Origin of the sequence: Labrys wisconsinensis (assembly GCF_030814995.1) — a bacterium.
GTDB lineage: Bacteria > Pseudomonadota > Alphaproteobacteria > Rhizobiales > Labraceae > Labrys > Labrys wisconsinensis.
The window spans coordinates 1-19,150 of sequence record NZ_JAUSVX010000012.1 but is presented as its reverse complement, the minus strand read 5'-3'; the positions used below and the strand labels follow the sequence as shown (position 1 = coordinate 19,150).

Annotated in this window: 14 protein-coding genes and 1 tRNA gene; 12 read left to right on the top strand and 3 right to left on the bottom strand. The window is 65.2% G+C overall.

From position 1 onward, the window contains the following. Nucleotides 1-9 precede the first annotated feature (9 nt). Nucleotides 10-1,134 (bottom strand): class I SAM-dependent DNA methyltransferase, encoded by a 1,125-nt coding sequence (locus tag QO011_RS26770; protein WP_307279060.1) that lies wholly within the window; start codon nt 1,132-1,134, stop codon nt 10-12. On the opposite strand from QO011_RS26770, the gene QO011_RS26765 reads away from it, so the two are divergent. From QO011_RS26765 to QO011_RS26755, 3 genes are read left to right on the top strand one after another with little or no spacing between them, the layout of a single operon-like run. Then, nucleotides 1,027-2,037, top strand: a complete 1,011-nt coding sequence (locus tag QO011_RS26765) for a ligase-associated DNA damage response exonuclease (protein WP_307279058.1) — start codon at nt 1,027-1,029, stop codon at nt 2,035-2,037. The two genes, QO011_RS26770 and QO011_RS26765, sit on opposite strands and share 108 nt — an antisense overlap. Then, a complete protein-coding gene (locus tag QO011_RS26760; protein WP_307279056.1) occupies nt 2,034-3,653 on the top strand; it encodes a cisplatin damage response ATP-dependent DNA ligase in 1,620 nt (539 codons plus the stop codon). The genes QO011_RS26765 and QO011_RS26760 overlap by 4 nt, the downstream gene beginning before the upstream one ends. 59 nt (nt 3,654-3,712) lie before the next feature. Further along, entirely contained in the window at nt 3,713-3,988 is a 276-nt protein-coding gene (locus tag QO011_RS26755) for a DUF6460 domain-containing protein (RefSeq protein ID WP_307279053.1), read from the top strand. 34 nt (nt 3,989-4,022) lie between these two features. On the opposite strand, the gene QO011_RS26750 is transcribed toward QO011_RS26755, so the two are convergent. After that, nucleotides 4,023-4,098: transfer RNA gene (locus tag QO011_RS26750), tRNA-Thr, on the bottom strand. Nucleotides 4,099-4,273: 175 nt separating this feature from the next. On the opposite strand from QO011_RS26750, the gene QO011_RS26745 reads away from it, so the two are divergent. The 9 genes from QO011_RS26745 to QO011_RS26705 all read left to right on the top strand — a co-directional run bounded on the left by QO011_RS26745 (nt 4,274) and on the right by QO011_RS26705 (nt 16,773). After that, nucleotides 4,274-5,605: an MATE family efflux transporter gene (locus QO011_RS26745; RefSeq protein WP_307279052.1), complete on the top strand. Its 1,332-nt coding sequence runs from the start codon at nt 4,274-4,276 to the stop codon at nt 5,603-5,605. Nucleotides 5,606-5,653: 48 nt separating this feature from the next. Continuing rightward, on the top strand, nt 5,654-6,655 hold the full coding sequence (locus tag QO011_RS26740; protein ID WP_307279050.1) for an NAD-dependent epimerase/dehydratase family protein: 1,002 nt from the start codon (nt 5,654-5,656) through the stop codon (nt 6,653-6,655). Nucleotides 6,656-7,311: 656 nt separating this feature from the next. Further along, nucleotides 7,312-8,727, top strand: a complete 1,416-nt coding sequence (locus QO011_RS26735; RefSeq protein ID WP_307279049.1) for a capsule polysaccharide biogenesis protein — start codon at nt 7,312-7,314, stop codon at nt 8,725-8,727. Nucleotides 8,728-8,821: 94 nt separating this feature from the next. Beyond that, nucleotides 8,822-10,948 (top strand): capsule polysaccharide biogenesis protein, encoded by a 2,127-nt coding sequence (locus QO011_RS26730; protein ID WP_307279047.1) that lies wholly within the window; start codon nt 8,822-8,824, stop codon nt 10,946-10,948. Nucleotides 10,949-11,421: 473 nt separating this feature from the next. Continuing rightward, a complete protein-coding gene (locus tag QO011_RS26725) occupies nt 11,422-12,621 on the top strand; it encodes an AGE family epimerase/isomerase (RefSeq protein WP_307279045.1) in 1,200 nt (399 codons plus the stop codon). 36 nt (nt 12,622-12,657) lie between these two features. After that, the gene (locus QO011_RS26720; RefSeq protein WP_307279043.1) at nt 12,658-13,740 is read left to right on the top strand and encodes a capsular polysaccharide export protein, LipB/KpsS family; all 1,083 of its coding nucleotides are present in this window, start codon (nt 12,658-12,660) and stop codon (nt 13,738-13,740) included. 95 nt (nt 13,741-13,835) lie between these two features. Next, nucleotides 13,836-14,624 carry an ABC-2 transporter permease gene (locus QO011_RS26715; RefSeq protein WP_307279041.1) on the top strand — a complete coding sequence of 263 codons (789 nt, stop codon included), beginning with the start codon at nt 13,836-13,838 and terminating at the stop codon, nt 14,622-14,624. 219 nt (nt 14,625-14,843) lie between these two features. Next, a complete protein-coding gene (locus QO011_RS26710; RefSeq protein WP_307279040.1) occupies nt 14,844-15,491 on the top strand; it encodes an ATP-binding cassette domain-containing protein in 648 nt (215 codons plus the stop codon). Beyond that, complete coding sequence (locus QO011_RS26705; RefSeq protein WP_307279038.1) at nt 15,448-16,773, top strand: KpsE/RkpR family capsule polysaccharide export protein; 1,326 nt, start codon at nt 15,448-15,450, stop codon at nt 16,771-16,773. The genes QO011_RS26710 and QO011_RS26705 overlap by 44 nt, the downstream gene beginning before the upstream one ends. Before the next feature lie 1,686 nt (nt 16,774-18,459). Here QO011_RS26705 and QO011_RS26700 read toward each other — a convergent pair. Continuing rightward, nucleotides 18,460-18,675 carry a hypothetical protein gene (locus tag QO011_RS26700; protein WP_307279035.1) on the bottom strand — a complete coding sequence of 72 codons (216 nt, stop codon included), beginning with the start codon at nt 18,673-18,675 and terminating at the stop codon, nt 18,460-18,462. Between the last annotated feature and the right edge of the window lie 475 nt (nt 18,676-19,150).

The window sequence follows — 19,150 nt, the reverse complement described above, 5'->3', positions numbered from 1 at the left end:
CCTTCCGTTCTAGCCCGCCGTCTCCGGCTTTTCGAGCACCAGGAGCAGGCCGGGCACCGGCCGCCCCGCATCGGTGCGGGTCGAGGCCTCCTGGAGCATGCGCACGGCGAGGCCGGCCGCGGCCGCCCAGCGCCGGACGGCATCGGCGCCGTGGGCATAGCGCAGGTCCGGGCCGAGGACGAAGTCGCCACCGCCCTCCGCCGTCTGCACCGTGAACGCGAAGCGCCCGCTCGCCCGCAGCACCCGCGCGACCCGGACGAACAGGGCACCGAGGTCGCCGAGATAGACCAGCACGTCGGCGGCGAGCACGAGGTCGGCCGAGGCCGCCGGCTCTGCCTCGAGATAGGCATCGATCGAGGCCTGCGTCAGGCTGGCATAGAGGCCCTTGCCGGCGGCGGCGGCCAGCATGTTGGCGGAGAGGTCGACGCCGTCGATGCGCGCGCAGAGATCGGCGAAGGCCTCGGCGGCCAGGCCCGTGCCGCAGCCGAGGTCGACCGCGCGGTCAAAGCGTGCCGGCCCACCGGCGGCGGTCACGGCGGTCACCGCTTGGCGCAGCAGGGCCGGGCCGCGATAGGCGAGGGCGCCGACCAGCGAAGCCTCGAAGCGGGCGGCATAGTCGTCGAACAGGGCCGCGACATGGGCCGGCGTCACCGCGCCGTCGGCCGGCGCCTCGCCGAGGCGGGCGAGGCGGGCCCGCGCCCCGGCGGTGTCGGCGGGGTCGAGTTCGAGGGCATGGCGATAGGCCGAGGCTGCGGGCTCGCCCGCGCCGGCGGCCTCGCGGGCCTCGCCGAGCGCCACCCAGCCCGCCGCCCAGCCCGGCGCGAGCTCCAGCGCCTGCTCGATCAGCTCCGCCGCGGCGCCGGGCTCGTCGGCGGCGCGGTACTGCATGGCATAGGCGTAGCGGCGGTCGGCGACGGCGTCGCCGGAGGAGCGGTGCGCGGACATGGCGAGGCCATAGCGCCTCCCGGCGACGCCGGCCAGCCCCGCCGCGATGACATTGGCCGGCTGGCGGCCTATCTTCGCGGCATGCGCCCGTCCGACCTGCTCGTTCCCACGCCAGCCGGCCTGCATTGCCCGATCGCCGACGTCCATGTCGACCCGATGCGGCCGGTGGCACGGGCGCTGATCACCCATGGCCACTCCGACCATGCCCGCGCCGGCCACGGCGCGGTGCTGGCGACGCGCGAGACCCTGGCCATCATGGCCGCGCGCTACGGCGAGGATTTCTGCGGCACGCGGCAGGTCGCCGAGCCCGGCCGGCCGATCGATCTCGGCGGCGTCACCGCCACCTTCCATCCCGCCGGCCATGTGCTCGGCTCGGCCCAGATCGCCTTCGAGGCGAGGGGGCTGAGGATCGTCGTGTCCGGTGATTACAAGCGGGCCGCCGATCCGACGTGCGCGCCGTTCGAGCCGGTGCGGTGCGAGGTCTTCATCTCCGAGGCGACCTTCGCCCTGCCGGTCTTCCGCCATCCCGATGCCGACGGCGAGGTCGCCAAGCTCCTGCGCTCGGCGGCGATGTTTCCCGAGCGCGCCCATCTCGTCGGCGCCTATCCCCTCGGCAAGGCCCAGCGCCTCGTCGCCCTGATCCGCGCCGGCGGCCACCAGGCGCCGGTCTATCTCCACGGCGCCATGGAGAAGCTGACCCGGCTCTACGAGGCGAACGGCGTGGCGCTCGGCGACGTCAGGCTAGTGCGGGACGTGGATCCGAAGACCCTGGCCGGATCGATCGTGCTGTGCCCGCCCGGCGCCCTCGGCGACCTCTGGTCGCGCAAGCTGCCCGACCCCGTCGCCGCCTATGCCTCCGGCTGGATGCGCATCCGCGCCCGCGCCCGCCAGAGCGGCGCGGAGCTGCCGCTGGTCGTCTCCGACCACGCGGACTGGCCGGACCTGCAGCGCACCGTCCTGGAGACGGGCTGCGCCGAGCTCTGGGTCACCCACGGCCAGGAGGAGGCGCTGGTGCATTGGGCTAAGGGCCAGGGGCTTGCCGCCCGGCCGCTGCATCTCGTCGGCTATGGCGAAGAGGAGGAAGCGGCGTGAACCGCTTCGCCGAGCTGCTCGACCGCCTGGCCTACGAGCCGCGCCGCAACGCCAAGCTCAGGCTGCTCACCGCCTATTTCCGGGAGACGCCCGACCCGGACCGAGGCTTCGCCCTCGCCGCGCTCACCGGCAACCTCGTCTTCCGTCATGCCAAGCCCGGGCTGATCCGCGCCCTGGTCGCCGAGCGCACCGACCCCGAGCTGTTCGCGCTCTCCTACGACTTCGTCGGCGACCTCTCCGAGACCGTGGCGCTGATCTGGCCGGCGAGGGCCGGCGCCAACCGCTCGCCCACGCTCGCCGAGGTGGTGGCGGCGCTCACCCATACCGGCAAGAGCGAGCTGCCCGGTGTGATCGCCCGCCTGCTCGACGCGCTGGACGAGACCGGGCGCTGGGCGCTCCTGAAGCTGATCACCGGAGCGCTGCGCATCGGCGCATCGGCGCGCCTGGCCAAGACCGCGGTGGCGATGCTGGGCGAGCAGAGCGCCGACGAGGTCGAGCTGGCCTGGCCCGGCCTCGCCCCGCCCTATGCCGCGCTCTTCGCCTGGGTGGAGGGGCGGGCCGGGCGGCCCGAGACCCGCGACCCCGCGCCGTTCCGCCCGGTGATGCTGTCGCACGCCCTGGAGGAGGCCGACCTCTCCGCCATCGACCCGGAGGCGTTCGTCGCCGAATGGAAATGGGACGGCATCCGCGTCCAGGCGGTCGGCGGGCCGGCCGGCGAGGGGCGGGTGATGCGGCTCTATTCGCGCACCGGCGAGGATATTTCCGCTGCCTTCCCCGACCTGATGGAGGCGCTTTCCTTCGACGGCGCCGTCGACGGCGAGCTCCTGGTGCGGCGCGAGGAGCTGGTGCGCAGCTTCAACGTGCTGCAGCAGCGGCTGAACCGCAAGACGGTGACGCCGCGCCTCGCGCTCGACTATCCCGCCCATATCCGCGCCTACGACCTCCTGGCCGAGGGCGGGGAGGACCTGCGCGAATTGTCCTTCGTCGAACGGCGCCGGCGCCTGGAGGCTTTCGTCGCCCGGCTCGGCGAGCCGCGGCTCGACCTCTCGCCCCTGGTGCCCTTCGCCGACGTGGCGGCGCTGGCGGCGGCGCGTGCCGATCCGGCGGCGGCCGGCGCCGGCCCGGACGCCGAGGCCGTCGAGGGCATCATGCTCAAGCGCCGCGACAGCCCCTATCTGCCGGGCCGGCCGAAGGGCTTCTGGTTCAAGTGGAAGCGCGAGCCCTTCAACGTCGATGCCGTGCTGATGTATGCCCAGCGCGGCCACGGCAAGCGCTCCTCCTTCTATTCCGACTACACCTTCGGCGTCTGGACGGAGGAGGGCATCCTGGTGCCGGTCGGCAAGGCCTATTTCGGCTTCACCGACGAGGAGCTCCTGGAGATCGACCGATTCGTGCGCCGCAACACGCTGAACCGCTTCGGCCCGGTGCGCGAGGTGACGCACGAGCCCGACAAGGGGCTGGTGTTCGAGGTGGCGTTCGAAGGCATCGCCCGCTCGACCCGCCACAAGTCGGGCGTCGCCATGCGCTTTCCCCGCATCGCCCGCATCCGCTGGGACAAGCCGCCGCGCGAGGCCGACCGGCTGGAGACGCTGATCGGCATGATCAAGGTGGAATGAGCCGGGCGGTTGACCTCGCGCCCGAACGCTCCGACATAGGGGGCGATCAGGAGGATGCCATGTCGTCGCTGGAACGGTTCTTGGGCGGGTCGGTGCCGGGCGTCCTGCTCAGGCTCGTCGTGGTCTCGATCGCGGTCGGCGCGGTCCTGGCCTGGCTCAACATCTCGCCCTGGGACCTGGTGGCGAGCGTGCGCCGCTTCTTCGAGCGCCTGCTCTCGCACGGCTTCGAGGCGGTGCGCGATCTCTTCGCCTATTTCCTGCTCGGAGCCGTGATCGTCGTGCCGGTCTGGCTGGTGATCCGCCTGATGAAGTCGACGCCGGCCGGCCGGCGCTGAGGCGCCGGGATGGCCGGTCGGGCATTTGGAGGGCTGGTGCCGCGGAAGGGATTCGAACCCCCGACCCCATCATTACGAATGACGTGCTCTACCAGCTGAGCTACCGCGGCGTTGCATCGGACGGCCCGGACCGGTTCCGGACCGGGCAGGGCTGCAAACACGCTGTCGACGCGCCGCCCTGATAGCGGCAAGCCGGAGCGAAGGCAAGCCTTGTCGACGGGGCGAGGCCGTCCGCGGCACGCCCCGGGGTTTGCAAATCGGCGCAACCGGGGCAGGGTGCCGCCGATGCCCGCCTCCGCCGCTCCCGTCCGCCCCGTCACCGTCGATCATCGCGCCGTCCTCGCCATCGCGGCGCCGATGACGCTGGCGCATCTGTCGACGCCGCTGCTCGGCATCGCCGACACCACGGTGATGGGCCAGTTCGGCGATGCCGCCCTGCTCGGCGCGGTGGCCCTGTCCTCGGTGCTGTTCGACTTTCTGTTCTGGGGTTTCGGCTTCCTGCGGATGGGCACGGCCGGGCTGACGGCGCAGGCGCTCGGCGCCGACGACCGGGTGGAGCAGCGCGCCGTGTTCCTGCGCGCCCTGGCGCTGGCCGGCGTGCTCGGCGTGGCGCTGGTGCTGCTGCAGGGCGCGATCGCGGGAATCGCCTTTCCGCTGCTCGGCGGCTCGCCGCAGGTGACGGCCGCGGCGTCGGTCTATTTCCATATCCGCATCTGGTCGGCGCCCTTCGCCTTCGCCAACTATGCCGTGCTGGGCTGGCTGATCGGCATGGGGCGGACGACGACCGGGCTGATGCTGCAGGTCGGCATCAACGTCGCCAACATCCTGCTCTGCATCGCCCTGGCGCTGGGCCTCGGCTGGGGCGTCGCCGGTGTCGCCTGGGCGACGACGCTCGCCGAGACCGCCGGCGTGGCGGCCGGCCTCGCCGTGCTGGCGCGCCATTTCGGCGGCCGGCTCGGCGTGCCCCGCGCCGTCGTCTTCGACCGCGGCAAGCTCGTGCGCATGGTGGCGATCAACCGCGACATCATGATCCGCACCCTGGCCCTGCTCGCCGCCTGGAGCTTCTTTGCCCGTCAGGGCGCCCTGGCCGGCGACGTGACGCTGGCCTCGAACGCCATTCTCAACAATTTCTTCCTGCTCGGCGGCTTCTTCCTCGACGGCATCGCCACCGCGGCCGAGCAGCTCTGCGGCCGGTCCGTCGGCGCCAACAACCGGCCGGCCTTCATCCGCTCGGTCACGCTCTCCATCGGCTGGAGCTTCGCGCTCGCCGCGGCGATGAGCCTCCTCCTGTTCACGGCCGGCGGCGCCTTCATCGACGGCATGGCCACGAATGCCGCCGTGCGGGAGGAGGCGCGGGCCTTCCTGCCCTATGCGGCGCTGACGCCGCTCGCCGGCAGCCTCGCCTTCACCTTCGACGGCGTCTATGTCGGCGCCACCTGGAATGCGGCCATGCGCAACCTGATGCTGGTGGCGCTGGCGCTCTATCTCGGCCTGTGGTGGCTGCTCAGCCCCTGGGGCAACCACGGCCTCTGGCTCGCCGTGCTCGGCTTTCTTCTGGCGCGCGGCCTGACCCAGGCCGCCGCCTACCCCTCGCTGCTGCGTCGAGCCTTTGCCTGAGGCCGCCGCTGGGCTAGAGAGGGACGGGGGCAACAACCGGACCTTGCCATGCGTTTTCTCGTCACCGGCACCGCCGGCTTTATCGGTTTTCATCTCGCCCGTCGCCTCCTGGCCGATGGCCATCTGGTCGCGGGCGTCGACGGCATGACGCCGTATTACGACGTGACGCTGAAGCAGGCGCGGCATGCCCTGCTCGGGCGCACCAACGCCTTCCAGGCCCACGCCATCATGCTCGAGGATGCCGAGGCGCTCGACCGCCTGGCGGAAGAGGCGCGCCCCGACGTGGTGATCCATCTCGCCGCCCAGGCCGGCGTGCGCTACAGCCTCGAGCACCCGCGCGCCTATGTCGACGCCAACCTCACCGGCACCTTCAACCTGATGGAGGTGGTCCGGCGGCTGCGTCCGCGGCATTTCCTGCTTGCCTCGACCAGCTCGGTCTACGGCGCCAACACGGTGATGCCGTTCCGCGAGACCGACCGGACCGACCACCCCCTGACCTTCTACGCCGCCACCAAGAAGGCGACCGAGGACATGGCGCATTCCTATGCGCATCTGTGGGACATCCCCACCACCGCCTTCCGCTTCTTCACGGTCTACGGCCCCTGGGGGCGGCCGGACATGGCGCTGTTCAAGTTCGTCAAGGCGGCGCTCGCCGGCGAGCCGATCGACGTCTACGGCCATGGCCAGATGCAGCGGGACTTCACCTATATCGACGACCTCGTCGAATCGATCGTGCGCCTGGTCGAGTGCGCGCCGGTGCGCGGCGAGCCGGTCGGGCCGCAGGACAGCCTCTCGCCCGCCGCTCCCTTCCGGGTCGTCAACATCGGCGGCGGCCAGCCGGTCGGGCTGATGGACTATATCGACGCGGTGGAGACGAGCCTCGGCCTCGCCATCCGGCGCAACATGCTGCCGATGCAGCAGGGCGACGTTCCCGCCACCTTCGCCGCGCCCGACCTCCTGCTGGCGCTCACCGGCCAGAAGCCGGAGACATCGATCGAGACCGGCGTCCGGGCCTTCGTCGACTGGTACCGCGACTATTATCGAGGCTGACCCGGGTCTGGATGCACGGACGCGGAATGTGCCAATTGTGCAACGGTCGGTAAATTTTTTGGATCGTGACGGCGGCCGGATTCGTCTACGCCAATGTCGGAAACTTTCATAAAAAGTGAATCGGATCAGGGCCAGGCCCTGGTCGGGCACGATCTGTTCTCGTTGCTTGCGCTGCGGCAGAACGCTAGTGTGCCGCCGCGCGGGCTTTGGCCTTTGCTGGCTATCTAGGCTCGCAGCCGGCTTGTTATGCTGGATTTGTCGCGATCTGCCGTTGCGTTACGCAGCTTGCGCAACTTGTATTGGATTGTCGTTCGGCTTTTGCGGTGGCGGGAGAAGGAGGCCTCGAAGCCGGTTTCGGACGAAACGGATTGGAGCAGACGGAACGGGTCGGCCGGTCCTCATGGGGCGGGCATGGGCTGTTCCACGAACGGGGAAGGGCGACCGGCTCGCGCCGGGTTGTCACTTTTCTTTCCCCGGTTCAATGTACGGAATCGCGGCGAGGGTCTCGCGCCGACGCGATCCAGCGTGATGGGGGATTGTCAAATCGTGTGGATCACCGCGCGGGCATCGGCTTCGTATTTCTCGACGGGGGGGCGCATCCAACCGTCGAGCGAGACGCCGGCTCTGCCCCCACCCACGACGGGGAGTTGCGGCGCATGAGCGCGCTCTCCCTCCTGCTCGGTGCGGCCAAGGGCGCGAAGGCGGCGATGCTGGACGATGCCGGCAAGGCGCCGGCAGCCGAAAGGGACGGCGATGCTGCGCATCGGGCGTGGTCCAGGCGGTCCCATTTCCTCCTGCTGCAGTTCCCGTCGACGCCCTTCATCGCAACGCTCGGCAGGGAGCTGAAGCGGCGCGGCCACGGGGTGAGCCGCATCCGGCTGTGCATGGGCGACCGGCTGTTCTGGCCCGGCAAGGCGCACGACTATCGCGGCACGCCCGAGGGCTTCGAGGCGGAGATGCGCGAGCTGATCATGCGTCAGAGCGTGACCGACGTGCTGCTGTTCGGCGATTGCCGCCTCTATCACCAGTCCGCCATCCGCGCCTGCACGCAGACCGGCGCCCGGGTCCACGTGTTCGAGGAAGGCTATCTGAGGCCGTTCTGGATCACGCTCGAGGAGAACGGCACCAACGGCATGTCCGGCCTGCCGCGCGATCCCAAGAAGCTGCGCGAGCTCGCCAAGCGCCTCGGCGGCTATCAGGCGCCGGACGAGAGCATCACCGGCGGCGGCCGCCGGCGCTTCCTGTATGAGATCGCCACCTACACGCTGTCGCTGCTCGGGAACCGGTTCTATCCCCACTACCAGTTCCACCGGCCCTACCCGCCGATGGCCGAGTTCCGCTCATGGGGCTGGAAGCTGGCCAAGCGCCCGCTCGCCGCCCTGCACAGCCGCCGGTCGGAGGCGGCCCTGGCCGCCAGCGGCCGTCCCTTCTTCCTCCTGCCGCTGCAGCTCGACAGCGACTATCAGATCAAGGTCCATTCCGGCTTCGGCTCGATGCAGGCGGCGCTGCGGCATATCATGCAGGCCTTTGCCGCCGATGCGCCGCCGGAGCTGGCGCTCGTGGTGAAGCGCCATCCGCTCGACAACGGCATCGTCGACATGCGCCGCCTCACCGGCGCGATCGCGCGCGAGCTCGGCATTGCCGACCGCGTCTTCTTCGTCGACGGCGGCCATCTGCCGACCTTCCTGAAGATGGCGCGCGGGCTGGTGACGGTGAACAGCACCACCGGCCTGCAGGCGCTGCACCACGACTGCCCGATCATCGCCCTGGGCAACGCCATCTACGACATCCGGGGGCTCACCCATCAGGGCGGCCTCAAATCCTTCTGGACCGATCCGGCCAAGCCCGAGCACGGCCTCTACATCGCCTATCGCCGTGTCGTCATGCACCTCACCCAATGCAACGGCAACTACAACACCACCCGCGGCATCGCCCTCGGCGTGCGTCACATCGTCGGCCGTCTGGAGGGCGCCGGCGCCAGGGCGCCGGCTGCCATGGCGGCGGATGCCTCGGGCCTGTCCCTGATCGACGAGGCGCCGGACCTGCGGGTCGCGGCATCGCCGGCGGAATAGACGCCACGCCTCCATCCAAGCTAGAGAGCCCTCGCGCGGCGGCGCGGCCGCGGCGATGATCCCTTTTGACCAGCCTCTGGATATCTCGGCCCTGATGGACGATGACAGCGATCCGGACGTCGTCGTCCGGCCTTCCTGGTTGCCGATGCCGCACGCGCGGCTGGGGACGGCCGCGACGGGCGGGTGGCCGGCGCCCTCACCGCGACTGTTTCTCGATGCGGACAGCCTCGAGGCCCTGCCGCGCTGGGGCGGGCGCTTCGACGGCATCGTCGGCCACGGCGCTCCGGAGCGGAAGGGCCGGGCCTACGCCGCCCGCCACCACCTGCCCTATTGGACGCTCGCAGCCGGCCCGTTCGGCCGCATCGACCTCGGCGGCGGCACGGTCTTCACCTGCTCTCTCGTCGCCGACGATCTCGGCATCCATCGCGATGCGGCGCGGCCCTCGCGGCTGGAGCGGATCTTCCTGGAGGAGCCGCTGCCGGGGCTGGCAGCCGACGGCGCCGGCATCCGCGAGCGGATCCTGCGCGAGCGGCTGAGCCGCGACAATCTCCTGCCCGACCGGGACGTCCGCCTGCCCGGCCGAGGCCGGCCGCGCCTGCTCCTGGTGGACGAGGCCGCGGAGGACCCCGCGGTCCGCGGCGGCCTCGCCGGCCGGGCGGATTTCGCGCGGATGGTCGAGACGGCGCGGCGCGAGCGCCCGAAGGCCGAGCTCCTGGTCTGGAACCCGGCGCGGCCGGGCGCCGGCATCCTGGCGGCGTCGGCACGGGCGCTGGGCCTGAATGTGATCGAGGACCGGGTCTCGCCGCATGCCGTGCTCGACGCGGTCGACGAGGTCTGGACCATCGCCAGTCCCCTCGGCTTCGACGCGTTGCTGCGCGGCCTGCCGGTCATGGCCTTCGGCGTGCCCTTCTATGCCGGCTACGGTCTCACCAGCGACCGCCCGCCCGACGGGCCGGCGGCGCTGCAGGCGCTGGCGCGGCGAGCGCCCGCGCGCCTTTCGGCCGACGCCCTCGCCGGCGGCCTGCTGGCGCGTTATTGCCTCCACGTCGACCCGATCCACGAGCGGCGGGTGTCGTTCGCGGCCCTCGCCGACCGGCTGGCGGCCTGCCGGCGCCGGCACGAATCCCTGCCCGAGCGCACGGTCTGCGTCGGCTTCTCCCGCTGGAAGCGGCCGATGGCGAGAGCCTTCCTCGGCGGCCCCGGCAAGAGCGTCGCCTTCGCGCCGATGGGGCGGGCCCTGGCCTTGGCGCGGGCGCGCGGGGCGAGCCTGTGCGCCTGGGGCATGAAGGGGCGCGCCGAGCTGGAGGAGCCGGCTCGCGCCGCCGGCGTGCCGCTGCTGCGCCTGGAGGACGGGTTCCTGCGCTCGGTCGGGCTCGGCTCCAATTTCGTCTTCCCCGCATCCCTGTGCCTCGATCGGCGTTCGATCTACTATGACGCCGCGCGCCCGAGCGACCTCGAGCACATCCTGGCCACGGCCGAGTTCCCGCGCCCGCTGGTCGCTCGCGCCCGGGCCCTGCGCGAGGCCATCGTCGCGCAGGCGGTGACCAAGTACGGCATGACGCCGACGCCCGAGCTGCAGCGCCGGCTAGCCGATCTGCGCAGCCGGGCCGGGTCCCGCGACATCATCCTGATCCCGGGCCAGGTGCCCGGCGACGCCTCCATCGTCCATGGCTGTCCGCGCACCAAGACCAACTTTGCCCTTCTGAAGGCGGTGCGCGCCGAAAGGCCGGACGCCTTCGTCATCTTCAAGGTCCATCCCGACGTCGTCGCCGGCAACCGTTCGGCCGGGCGCAAGGCGCAGCGCTTCGAGGACTTTGCCGATGCGGTGGTGACCGACGGGCCGATCATCCCTTTCATCGATCTGGCCGAGGAGGTGCACGTCATGTCCTCGCTCGCCGGGTTCGAGGCGTTGCTGCGCCGCAAGCGTGTCGTGACCTGGGGCTCGCCCTTCTTCGCGGGCTGGGGCCTGACGCAGGACAAGCTGGCACATCCGCGGCGCGGCCGCAGCCTCTGGCTCGACGAGCTCGTCGCCGGCGCCCTGATCCTCTACCCCGCCTATGTGCATCCGCCGACGCTCCTGCCCTGCGAGCCGGAGGACATCGTCACCTTCCTCGCCGCCCGTGCCGTGGCGCGCAGGCCGCGCTCGCGCCTCAGCGCGCCGGTGGTGCGGGGACTGGAATATCTCCTGCGCATGGCCGGCATGGCGCGTCGCAAGTTCTGATGCCGGCCCGGGCTCGGTCACCCTGCCGGCGCGTCATATCCGCACAGGCGTGGCCGGCTTCGGGCGTGGCGGTGGCGCAGTCGGGATGCCGTGCGCGAAACAAAGCGGACGATGCCCACAAAAAAAGTTCGTCTTCGATCCCGGGCGTGTCGCGCAATCGTCCTTTTGAATAAAACTGATGCCGACCGGGTGATGTCGAGCCGGCGCATCGCGCACTCCCGGCGCGTCGCGCCGGGCGAATCTTGGATCGACGTGCGGAAAGTGCCCTGAGGAAGCCGACGTTTCCTACGATACAATACTGGCTCTTGCTCCGATGAATCCAGGACATCCGCTCTTGCGCAACGCCGGCCGGCCCGTCATTGTGCGGCGCAGTATATATTGGGCGGCACCGATGCCCGGCGTGATGACGCGCCTGAGGTTCGGTCACGATGCGGCGAGGTCGGATGCAGGCGGAACAGGCTCTCCTCGGATCCATGCGCGATACGATGAAGGCATGGCTGATCGACAAGGCGCTCCCGATCTGGTGGGAGGTGGGGGCCGACCGGGTGCACGGCGGCTTCCACGAGCGCCTGGCGCTCGACGGCACGCCCTGCCGCGATCCCAGGCGCGCGCGCGTGCAGGCCCGCCAGATCTTTGCCTTCGCCGTGGCCGGGCGCCTGGGATGGGACGGCCCCTCGCGCCAGGCCGTCGACCATGGCCTCGCCTTCTTCCGCCGGGCCTATGAGCTGGAGGAGGGCGCGTTCCGTACGCTCGTCGCCGCCGACGGCACGGCGCTGGACGACACGGTGGTGCTGTACGATCAGGCCTTCGCGCTGTTCGCCATGGCGACGGCCGGCACCGTGGCGTCCGACCCGCGGCCGCTGGCGGCCTCGGCCTCGCGCCTGCGCCGGCACCTGCAGGCCACGCTGAAGCATCCGATCGGCGGCTTCGAGGAATCCGCGCCGCCGTCGCTGCCGCTCAAGGCCAACCCGCACATGCATCTGCTCGAGGCTTCGCTCGCCTGGGTGGAGGAAGGCGACGGCGCCGACGCGGCCGCCTGGAACGCCCTGGCCGACGAGATCGCCGGGCTGGCGCTGGCGCATTTCATCGATCCCGAGACCGGCTATCTCAAGGAATTCTTCGATGCGCGCTGGCGCCCGGTCGCCGGGCAGGACGGGCGCATCGTCGAGCCCGGGCACCTCTTCGAATGGGCCTGGCTCCTGGTTCGCTGGGGCAAGCTGCGCGGCCGCGCCGACGCGATCGCGGCCGCCCGCCGCCTGGCCGAGCTGGCCGAGACGACCGGCGTCGACCCCGCGCGCAACGTGGCCGTGAACGCCATCCTCGACGACGGCGCGCCGCTCGATCCCGGCGCGCGCTGCTGGCCGCAGACCGAGCGCATCAAGGCGGCGGTGGCGCTCGCCGGCGTGGCTGAGACGCGGGCGGAGCGGGACCTGTGGGCGAGCCGGATCGCTGCCGGCGTCAGCGGGCTTTCCGCCTATCTCGACGTGCCCACGCCGGGCCTTTGGCGTGACAAATTGCAGGCCGATGGTACATTCGTCGAAGAACCGGCGCCGGCGAGCACATTCTACCATATCGTCTGCGCCATCGAGGAGCTCGACAAGGCTCTCGGTGCCGGCGGCATCGGGGACCGGTCGCGGGAGAGGGGAGCAGCGCTCCCGAGCTACGGTGGCTAGGCCCCCGCCGCGGCCTTTGGAAATGCAGGTTTGTCCATGACGGCATCGCTTGCCTATTCCGACTTGCGTGAGAAGGGACGCCCGTCCGGCGCCGCCATCCCGCTCGCCACCTGGGGACCGCCGTCCGGCGCCCGGCTGGGCGTGCCGAGGGTCACGCGGCGCGCCACGCCGAACCTCGGCAGCTTCTTCCCGGCGAACACGCTGCGTCCGCTCGAGCTCGCCTTTGCCGGCTGCGACGGCGTGATCGGCTGGGGCATGAAGCCCTGGGCCCGCGCCGCCCGGCTTGCGGCGCGAACCCTGGGGCTGCCCTATTGGACAGTGGAGGATGGCTTCTTCCGCTCCGTCGGCCTGGGCAAGGCCAAGGCTCCGTCGGTCTCGCTGGTCATCGACGATCTCGGCATCCATTTCGATGCCCGCCGCGAATCACGCCTGGAACGCATCATCGTGGAGCACACCTATCTGCCGCATCTGCGGCGGGCGGCCGGCCTGCGCGCCCTGATCGTCTCCGAGCGCCTGAGCAAGTACAACGCCGCCCCGGACCGGCCGCTGGACTTGCCCCGGCGGCGCGGCGCCGGCCGGCGCATCCTCCTCGCCGACCAGGTTCACGGCGACAGTTCGATTGCCGGCGGCTGCGCCGATGCCGGCACCTTCGCCACCATGCTGGAGCAGGCCTGGGCTCTCAAGGCGCGCGAGCGCGCCGACATCGTCATCCGCCCCCATCCCGACGTCCTTGCCGGCCTGGCCCGCGGCCATTTCGACCTCACGGCCTGCCACGGCGACGTTGCGATCGTCACAGACCATGTCTCGACCCACGCGGTGCTCGACGCGGTCGACGAGGTCTGGGTGGTCTCGAGCCAGATCGGTTTCGAGGCGCTGCTGCGGGGCATTCCCGTCACCTGCTTCGGCGTGCCGTTCTTCGCAGGCTGGGGGCTGACGACGGACAGGCCCACCACCGCCGAGGCCGAAGCAGTCCTGCGTCGACGATCATCGACGCGTTGCACCATCGATGACCTCGTGGCTGGCGCGCTGATCACCTACTCGCGGTACATCGATCCGACCACGAAGGATCTGATCGAGCCGGAAGTAGCGCTCACCGAGTTGGCAAATAAGGAGGATTGAAAAATGCTTCCGTCGCGCACAAGGTTCACAACGTATAAATGGACTGGGGACTGCTTAAAATGAGTGAGATCGACGTCAGAAATTGAGTAGTACCCATGGTCAGCGGGATATTGAACGGTGTCGATCGGTATTTCTCCGTCTTTTGGGCGATTCTGAAGCGCGAAACTTCACTTAGATTCGGTGCTCGTTCGCTTGGATGGATCGAGGAGGCCGGCGCCATCGCGGTGCATATAATTGCATTCTGTACGCTACGTATCATTCTTGGTGGCGGTAATCACGATGGCATGGAAGATTTACCGTTTACAACAATAGGTGTAATGGCATTCTGGCAAATTCGCACGGGTATTTCTATTGTCTCTATGACACCTCAGACGATGATTCGTTATTCGGAATTTCCACAGGTTACCCTTCTCGATGTCGCCATTGCAAAAGGGATAATCAATCTCTTACTATGTCTGGCTGTTGCTTTTTCGACATTCTATATTTTGCAGATTATCGGCTATTCGCGCCCGATAAGGGACACCTTGATGGTTTTATACTGGCTGGTGATGTCTGGAATTCTCGGAATCGCATGTGGTCTTTTTTTGATGTGGCCATTCTATATCTTTCCATTTACAAGAACTGTACTGTTAGTATTGATCGTTAGGCTCTTGTCGATCATTTCTGGAGTATTTTTTGTCTACACTGATCTGCCTTATCCTCTTCGCGCGATCGCCCAGTGGTTCCCTCCGCTCCAAATCAACGATAAAATTCGAGAAGCATACTTCTATACATATCATGCAACCTGGGTAGACGAAAATTTCTGCTTTCTTTCGACTTTGTTAATTTTTGCTATAGGGCTATTGAGCTGCGAGTTGGTCCGTGGAAAACTAAAGAAAGGATGAAGGGTGGCAGTTGCGGCGAGAATTGATATTGGATTCGATCCATGTCTTTGTGGTCCGCAGTCTAGGATATTGCGGTGCTAATGACCGAAGTGGCTTTGATTGTAATTCTGTTTAAGATCTGTAGCGTTTTGCATGAACTAGGGAGCGTGTGATGGCAACGTACACTTATGAGGTTTGAATAAATGTGTACGAACCTGTCCCGAACAGGTGGGATATAGCATGATTTCTCTTAAAGACGTGACGGTATCCTACCGCGCCGGGGGCAACAGGATAGACGTGTTGTCCAATGTATCGGTCGATTTCGAGCCGGGAGTGAATATCGGCATTCTTGGTCCTCGCGGTTGTGGTAAGTCAACATTAATGCGGCTTCTTGGCTCTCATATAAAGCCCAGCAGTGGTCGTGTTCACCGCAGTGGTCGTGTTTCTTGGCCGATGGCGTCGATGCGGCCGATTGCTAGGACCTTGAGTCTACGCAGCAATATTGAGTTCCTATCGACGCTCTACCGCGTTCCGGCTAGTCGCGTCGCAACACGCGTCGAGGAGATTGCCGGCCTGCGCGGTCACCTGGATACGAGAGCGGATCGGTTGCCGAACGAAGTTATGTCGCGCGCTGTATATGCAATGTGCTTGGCGATGGAATTTGATTATTACCTGGCCGATGAAGCATTATTTCTTGGAGATTTTAGATTCAGAGAGAGAGCGCAAGGCTACCTTGACGAAATGAGGGGGCGGAAGACATTGATTTTTGCGACTCGTAGTTACTTGAACGTGCGTAGGCAGTGCGATATCATATATATTCTGAACGAAGGTAGGTTGATTAAGTATGACGACGTCTCCCAGGCCATTGAAGCTTTTAAAGCCCTTTGAGACGCTTCGACGGCGCCAGAGGGAGGATTTCGACGAGGAGTCCTTTGTCGATTTCGAGGATGAGCGCCCGGTAACGACGCGGCCGTCGTTTGAGCTGATCACGCCTCTTAGCGCCGAGGCGATTCGTCGTAAACGAATCCGCTCTTGGGCCGTCGGTTTGGCTGTGCTGCTAGCACCAATGGTGCTTACGGCTGTCTATCTTGGTTTCATTGCCGAGCCTGTCTATCAGGTCGAAGCCATTATTATGATCAGGAACCCGCCAAGCAGTGGCGGTGGCGGTGGCGGTGGAGGAGGGGGGCTTACCGCTCTCCTCAAGGGTGGCGGCGGTGGCGGAGCCTCAATCATGTCGCGAGCCATGGATGAATCCTTCGCAGTGATTCAGTACATTGCTTCCCGCGAGGCGTATATCGAATTGGAACAGCGCATCGGTAAGGACAAGGTTTTCCAATCCGATACCGCCAACCAGAAGCCGACGTCAGCAAACCTCTGGACTTCTTGGGCGGGGTCGCCAACCAGCACCAGTTTCGAAGACAGATTTGCTTACTATACAGATCATGTTAATGTTTCCTTCGATGAAATTACCGGGCAGATCGACTTAAAGGTCCTCGGGCATGATGCTAAAGCGTCCAACCAGGTCGCAATTGTTTTGCTTGCAATGTCTGAGGAACTAGTTAACCAGTTCAATTCACGATCCGAGAGGGATTTTATTGAGCACAACAAGAAGGAGGTTGAACGAACGCACGATGAGTTCAATGCGACATCGGATCAAATCACGAAATTTCGCTTCGATCACAATCTAATCGATCCGAACTTTGACGGTTCGGCCGTTGGTGGGATCATTACTGGTTTATTGACCGCGGCCACAAGCGTACAGGCTGAGATTTCGAACATGATTGGCCGCGGCATGACTTCAGATGCGCAACTGCGTCCGTTGCGCATACGTTTGGCCGCCCTACAGGAGCAAATCCAACAACAGAAGTCGCAGCTAACAGGGCAAGGTAATTCGCTTGCTCCCGTTTTGACACAGTATGCGACGCTCGGTCTGGCCCAACAGATCGCGCAGCAGCAATATACTTCAGCTCTTAACAACTTGGCGGCTGCTACCTTTCAAGCGAATTCTCAGAAACTTTACATTGTTAATGTGGTGTCTCCTTACCCTCCTGAGGAGGCACAGTTTCCCGATCGCCGCCGAGCAATGACGCTTGCGATCATTTTCTCGGTCGTGGGGTTCGCTGTTTTTCGCACTGTCGCTTCTGCGATACGTGATCATATGGTTGGATAGTATTAGAATGTTGTATTGTCGTGTTGTTGAGGAGCGGCGTGCACTAGCAATGCCAGTTTTGATATTTAAGGGAACGGCGTGCAACCGATCGGAAAGTGGGTTATTGCAGGCAACCGGTTCGGATCCCATCGAACGGCGACGCAGAAGGAGTTCGGGTATAAGCTGATGTCCGGCAGGCTGCACAAATCTCCTCCCGTCGTTCTCACCAAGTTGCGGGGACTATTCCCATGGTATGAGGTCGACACGCTACAGGGGGAGATCGCAATTGATAACGGCGGTACTGTTACTGCGGCGATAGAGTTTCCTCTGGGAACTCCGCCGGGAGCCGCTCGCGCCTTTAAATTTCGGTCTTCATTTATCGGCAGTCTGTTTGACTTTTCTACCTTGCAGAGCGATGCTCTCAGTTGCCGAGTGCCTCCAGATACACTTTATCGGTTGCGCTGTTTCACCGATCCGGCGGGGTTCGCGCCCATAGGCCGCCCCAGCCTCGGAACTGAAGGTGGGTCAATGGCCGCCTATGGAGGCGCAGTAGATACTTCAGAATGGTCAGCGTTCGCGACGGATCGGACGCAGTCTGCAGCGGAAATTAGGCCGTATCGGAACGATAGTGCTTATGAGCCAATACTCGTAGGTCAGACTGACGAACAAATAGATAGTTGGATGCTGATCGGTGATAGTATTACTGTTGGAAACGCGGATATATCTGGTTCTTCGGGTGCCTCTGACCCCGGAGCGGGAGATCATTATGGTAACGCGGGATACGCTGAGCGAGCTTTTGGCATAAAGAACGTCCCCTATGTTAATCTAGCTAAGTCTGGATCGCGAGCACGTATTTGGGCAACTTCTGCAAGCAACATACGAATATATTCACTGCGGGAATACTGTAACAAGGGCCTTCTCAACCTTGGGCGAAATGACCTTGGTGCGTATCGAGCGCGCGATATTATCGAAGCTCTGATTGTCGTATATCGAACGTTAACATCTTTTTTGTCGCGCGTAGTTGTATGCACGATAGTGCCAGCGACTCGAACGATAGATGGAGGCGCTACAATAGAGGGGCAGACAACTCACTCATATGAGCAAGATCGACTGGATGTGAATGCATTTATTCGTAGCGGCGTGATAATTCCCGTGGCCGATGTCTTCGATCTTGAATCCATAGTTAGAGATCGGGAGGGTAAGGAAGTTAAGTGGCGGGTCGATGGTGGCCCCTGGAGTGCGACCGGGCTTCACCCGACGCGTATCGCTCATATTGCGGCGGCAAAGGTGCTCGCTGCGATGCTTTGAAGGTTTGTGGTTGTAGCGCAGTCTAGGTAGAAAGTAATTGAGAGAGCTATGAAAGCGCCACGAGCGATTAGAAAAACGGCAATTAAATAATTATCGCACAGGAGGCCGGAGGATAGTTTGGGAAGCTCGTGTCGTGTCGTTACGTCGTTACAGTAGACGCCGCCTCTTGGTTGGACTCTAAAGAGTGCAAACCGGAGTTCGTTTCATCGTCATTCCCACTCGGCCAAAAATATCGTCGATCCTTGGTTCATATACCGCAAGCTCGCCAGAGGGAGCCGAAACAGCAACCAAGTACAGCATTCACCCGGTTCCGGATATCGACCCGACGCTGGGCCGGATGTCACCGGCTCAGCGTCGACTCCCATATAACCTCACTTTACTAAGAACTCTACTTCAGAACTATGCAAAGATAACTTGACCAGGCTTAACCTTGGCAATGCTCGCCAATTCAAGAGGAGTTTTACCCTCCGTATTGTAGATTTTCATATAAGTTCCGGGATGCAGCTCAGCAGCGATACCTTTAAGCGCAATAGCACTTAGAGACGTCCCGTCGACTTCAATGCTGCCACCGGCTTTCACGATACCAGTGAGCTCGTTCGCACTGCGGTTGATCATGACTACTCCTTCCGCTCCATGGTTGGCGAAGCACTTATTTGTCGCCGATCCTCACGTTAAAGTCACGCGAAAATTCACGTTCACTCTAGTTTGCGAAGTTATTTCCTTTCCGAAGCGATTCGCACTAGCAAAGTTTGGTAGGTAATGTTCTCTGAGCCGCCCAACGTCACCGTCTGCGCAAAGGCTATCGCCCGGTCGTTCCGCCTAAGCTTGAGCGCCAAATGACTCAATTGCCAATAGCTGTGTGGATGGCTGGGTCTTATCTCAATAAATTTCCTTAGAGCATGATCGGGGCAGACTGAATCGAAAGGGATTCCCTTTGCGATCGAGTTCTGATTCAAGCTATCCGCTCGGCGGAGGCCAGCAGTCATGACGAAGCCTTATACCAGCCCACTCAGGGAGTGACACAGGCCCATTTGCGGGCGCCGATGGATCGGATTCGGTCTGGATCGTTGAGGAGGAATCGCCAGGCGGT